The organism is Leucobacter sp. Ag1 (genome assembly GCF_000980875.1).
Classification (GTDB): domain Bacteria; phylum Actinomycetota; class Actinomycetes; order Actinomycetales; family Microbacteriaceae; genus Leucobacter; species Leucobacter iarius.
In genome coordinates, this window is sequence record NZ_LAYO01000029.1 from 1 (window position 1) to 4356 (window position 4356).

4 protein-coding genes are annotated in these 4356 nt (G+C 69.3%); 2 read left to right on the forward strand and 2 right to left on the reverse strand.

The genetic code is table 11. The annotated features are described in order from the left end of the window. Positions 1 to 245: 245 nt before the first annotated feature. A complete protein-coding gene (locus XM48_RS00170) occupies positions 246 to 683 on the forward strand; it encodes a VOC family protein (protein ID WP_046453752.1) in 438 nt (145 codons plus the stop codon). Positions 684 to 690: 7 nt separating this feature from the next. Here XM48_RS00170 and rbfA read toward each other — a convergent pair whose 3' ends face one another. Beyond that, entirely contained in the window at positions 691 to 1260 is a 570-nt protein-coding gene (gene rbfA, locus XM48_RS00175; RefSeq protein ID WP_084820816.1) for a 30S ribosome-binding factor RbfA, read from the reverse strand. A gap of 46 nt (positions 1261 to 1306) precedes the next feature. Between rbfA and XM48_RS00180 the strand changes: the two genes are divergently transcribed. After that, positions 1307 to 1909 carry a DUF805 domain-containing protein gene (locus tag XM48_RS00180; protein ID WP_052961195.1) on the forward strand — a complete coding sequence of 201 codons (603 nt, stop codon included), beginning with the start codon at positions 1307 to 1309 and terminating at the stop codon, positions 1907 to 1909. 67 nt (positions 1910 to 1976) lie between these two features. On the opposite strand, the gene infB is transcribed toward XM48_RS00180, so the two are convergent. Then, a partial coding sequence (gene infB / locus XM48_RS00185) for a translation initiation factor IF-2 (protein ID WP_046453755.1) occupies positions 1977 to 4356 on the reverse strand: 2380 nt, incomplete at its 5' end.

Consider the following 4356-nt stretch of genomic DNA (forward strand, 5'->3'; position numbering starts at 1 on the left):
CGAGCCGACCCGGGCCGGCGACGGCCCGGGTTCCGCGGAGCAGGCCGAGCGCGCGCTCGCGACGCTCCTGGCCGATGGCCTCGTCGTCGCGGAGGGCGACCGGATCCGGCTGCCCTGAGCCGCACGCGCAACCGCGGCGCCCGCCGCCGAGGTGGCAGTTGTCCATGGAATACGCCGGGATTCCGTGGACGACTGCAACCTCGACGGTCAGCAGGGCTCGGGAATGAACGACTACCATGCCCGGCATGAGCATCAGACTGGAGAACGTCGGCATCGCCGTACGCGACCTCGAGGCGACCATCGCCTTCTTCACCGACCTCGGCCTCACCGTGCTGGGGCGCGACGAGGTCAGCGGCGAATGGGCCGACACCGCCGTCGGCCTGGACGGCAACCACGCGCGCATCGCGATGCTGCAGACGCCCGACGGGCAGGGCCGCATCGAACTGTTCGAGTACCTGCACCCCGACGCCATCGAGACGGAGCCGACGCTCCCCCACGAGATCGGCATGCACCGCATCGCGTTCGCCGTTGACGACATCGAGGCGTCGCTCGCGATCGCCGCAAGGCACGGCTGCGTCCCGCTGCGCGGGGTCGCGAACTACGAGAACATCTACAAACTCAGCTACCTGCGCGGCCCCAGCGGCATCATCGTGATGCTCGCCGAGGATCTGCGCAAGAGCTGACCCGGGATCAGCGGGACGCGGGGGCCGCCTCGGGCTCGTCGTCGAGATCCTCGTCGGTGTCGTCGAGATCCTCGTCGTCGAAGTCGTCGTCCACCTCTTCGTCGAGGGCTTCGAGCTCGTCGTCCTCGTCATCGGAATCATCGGAGTCGTCGGCGTCCTCGACCTGCGGCTTCGAGTACGGGTCGGCCTCGCCGGCGTACTGAGCGTTCGCCGCGAGCGCCTGCGCGGCCTCGTCGCGCTGCTTCGCCTCGGCGAGCAGCACCGAGAGGTGCTCGGCGGTCTCGGGCAGTTCATCGTGGATGAACTCGAGCGTGGGCGTGAGGCGCGTGCCGAGCTGACGGCCGACCTCGCTGCGCAGCATGCCCGTGGCCGCCTTGAGCGCAGCCGCGGAGTCCTTCTGCTCGTCCTCGCTGCCGTACACGGTGTAGAAGATGCTCGCGTGCTGCAGGTCGCCCGTGACGCGCACATCGGTGATCGTCACGAAGCCGAGCCGCGGGTCGCGCAGCCCCTTCTCGAGACGTCGAGCGATGATCTGCTGGATCCGCTCCGCTACCTTGCCAGCCCTGGGATTTGCCATGCCTCCAGCCTACCGCGCGCGGAACCAGTACTCATAGACTGCCCGCATGAGCCACTTCCCCGCCCCCGACGTCCCCCACGCGCCCGTGCCCCCGGGATACGGCTTCCCAGCTCCCGGATCCGGTGAGCCGTTCGACGGAGCCGCGGACCCGCGCGATCCGATCAGGCCGCTCTACGGAGCGAGCTTCCCGCAGGCGATCCGCCGCTTCTTCGTCGGGTACGCCCAGTTCTCGGGCCGGGCATCGCGCAGCGAGTTCTGGTACTCCCGACTCTTCCTCGCGCTCGTCTCGCTCGTGTGCCTGGTCCTGCTCTTCTCCGGACTCATCATCGCCACTGACTGGGACGCGCAGACCGTGACCTCCCACCCGGATGGCACGACGTCCGTCTCGAACGGCAGGATCGACTTCGAGGCGCACCCGATCGGCCAGGTGCTGTTCGCGACCGCCCTGGTGCTGTTCGGTCTCGCCAATCTCGCCACGATCATCCCCACGCTCTCGATCACCTGGCGGCGTCTGCACGACGCCAACCTGTCCGGCGGATTCTGGTTCCTCGGCTTCGTGCCGTTCGGCGGCCTCGTGCTGCTCATCCTCACGCTCCTGCCGCCGAAGCCGCCCGGGCGCCGCTTCGATCGGCCCCGCATCGGATCCTGACGACACGCAGAAACGGGTGCGGCCCGGGAGCAGAAGCTCCCGGGCCGCACCCGTTCGGGCCGCGCGACTAGTCGCGCGCCTTCTCGACCATCTCGGTGGTCTCGATCTCGTCACCGATCTGGATGTCGTTGTACTTACCCAGACCGATACCGGCCTCGAAGTCGGTCTTGACCTCGGTCACGTCGTCCTTGAAGCGACGCAGCGACTCGATGGCCAGGCCGTCGGCGATCACGACGCCCTCGCGGATCACGCGCGCCTTGGCGTTGCGCGTGATGGTGCCGCTGCGGACGATGACGCCGGCGATGTTGCCGAACTTCGACGAGCGGAACACCTCGCGGATCTCCGCCACACCCGACTGGACCTCTTCGTACTCGGGCTTGAGCATGCCCTTGAGCGAGGCCTCGATGTCGTCGAGCGCGTTGTAGATGACGTTGTAGAACCGGATGTCGATGCCCTCGCGCGCAGCGCGCTCGCGGGCCTTGACGTCGGGGCGCACGTTGAAGCCGATGACGATCGCGTTGTCGATCGTCGCCAGGTCCACGTCGGACGCCGTGATGGCGCCCACGCCGCGGTGCAGGATGCGCAGCTGGACCGAATCGTCGACCTCGATCTTCATGAGCGACTCCTCCAGCGCCTCGACGGCACCGGCGACATCGCCCTTGATAATGAGGTTGAGCGACTCGACCTTGCCATCCTCGAGGGCCTTGGTGAACTCCTCCAGGCTGAGGCGCTTGCGCGCCTTCGCCAGCTGGGCGTTGCGCTCCACGGCCTCGCGCTTCTCGGCGATCTGACGTGCGGTGCGGTCATCACCGGTGACGATGAAGTTGTCGCCGGCGCGGGGCACCGAGGACAGACCCTGCACCTGCACCGGACGCGACGGCAGCGCCTCGAGCACGGCATCGCCGTTCTCGTCGTGCATCGCACGGACGCGGCCGTAGGCCGTGCCCGCGACGATCGCGTCGCCGACCCGCAGCGTGCCCGACTGGATGAGCACGGTCGCGACCGAGCCGCGGCCCTTGTCGAGCTTCGCCTCGATGGCGACGCCTCGAGCGTCCTTGTCGGGGTTCGCGCGCAGGTCGAGACCAGCGTCGGCGGTCAGCAGGACCGCGTCGAGCAGCTCGGTGATGCCGGTGCCGTTCTTCGCCGAGACGTCGCGGAACATGACGTCGCCGCCCCACTCCTCGGAGACCAGACCGAACTCGGTGAGCTGCTGGCGCACCTTCTCGGGGTTCGCGCCCTCCTTGTCGACCTTGTTGACGGCGACCACGATCGGCACGCCGGCCGACTGCGCGTGGTTCAGCGCCTCGATCGTCTGGGGCATGATCCCGTCGTCCGCCGCGACCACGAGGATCGCGATGTCGGTGACCTGCGCACCACGGGCACGCATGGCGGTGAACGCCTCGTGACCCGGGGTATCGATGAAGGTCAGCGCGCGGTCGATGCCGTCGTGCTCGGTGTGCACCTGGTACGCACCGATGTGCTGCGTGATGCCGCCGGCCTCGCCGCCGCCCACGTTCGCCTTGCGGATCGCGTCGAGCAGGCGGGTCTTGCCGTGATCGACGTGACCCATGACGGTGACCACGGGGGGCCGGGGCTGCAGGACGTCGTCGCCCTCTTCTTCGAGCTCCGCCTCGATGTCGATATCGAAGCCCTCGAGCAGCTCGCGGTCCTCGTCCTCCGGCGAGACGATCTGGATCTTGTAACCCAGCTCGTCGCCGAGGATCTCGAACGTCGCCTCGTCGAGCGACTCCGTCGCCGTCGCCATCTCGCCCAGGTGGAAGAGGATGGTGACGAGGTTCGAGGCGCTCGTGTTGATCTTGTCCGCGAAATCGCTCAGCGATGCGCCGCGGCGCAGACGGATCGGGGTCGAGCCGTTGCCGCGAGGAACCTGGACGCCGCCGATCGAGGGCGCTTCGCGCATCTCGAATTCAGCGCGCTTCGCCCGCTTCGACTTCCGTGCCTTGCTCTTGGAGCCGCCACGACCGAACGCACCAGCGGTACCGGCACCACGGCCACCACGGCCGCGACCGGCGAAACCGCCACCGGGACGCGGACCGGCGAAACCGCCGCCCGCACCGGGTGCACCGCCGCCACCGGGACGGTTGAAACCGCCACCGGCGCCGCCGGGACGACCGGGACCGCCCGGGCGACCGGGACCGCCGGGACGACCGGTGCCAGCACCGCCGCCCTGGGGGCGCGGAGCGGGCCGGGGGATGTTGCCGGGGTTGGGACGGTTACGACCCATGCCCTGGTTGGCCGCGAACGGGTTGTTCCCCGGACGCGGCGGACGCGGAATGCCCATGCCCTGGCTGCTCGCGAACGGATTGTTCCCCGGACGCGGACCAGCGGGCTTGGGAGCGCCGGGCTTCGGAGCCGCGGCGGGCTTGGGGCCGCCGGGCTTGGGAGCATCGGCGGACTTCTCGGCAGCCGGAGCGGCCGGAGCCGCG

Bases quoted from the DNA above. Each gene is read 5' to 3' on its own strand.
- XM48_RS00180 (WP_052961195.1), top strand. From the start codon at position 1,307: ATGAGCCACTTCCCCGCCCCCGACGTCCCCCACGCGCCCGTGCCCCCG.
- XM48_RS00170 (WP_046453752.1), top strand. From the start codon at position 246: ATGAGCATCAGACTGGAGAACGTCGGCATCGCCGTACGCGACCTCGAG.
- rbfA (WP_084820816.1), bottom strand. From the start codon at position 1,260: ATGGCAAATCCCAGGGCTGGCAAGGTAGCGGAGCGGATCCAGCAGATC.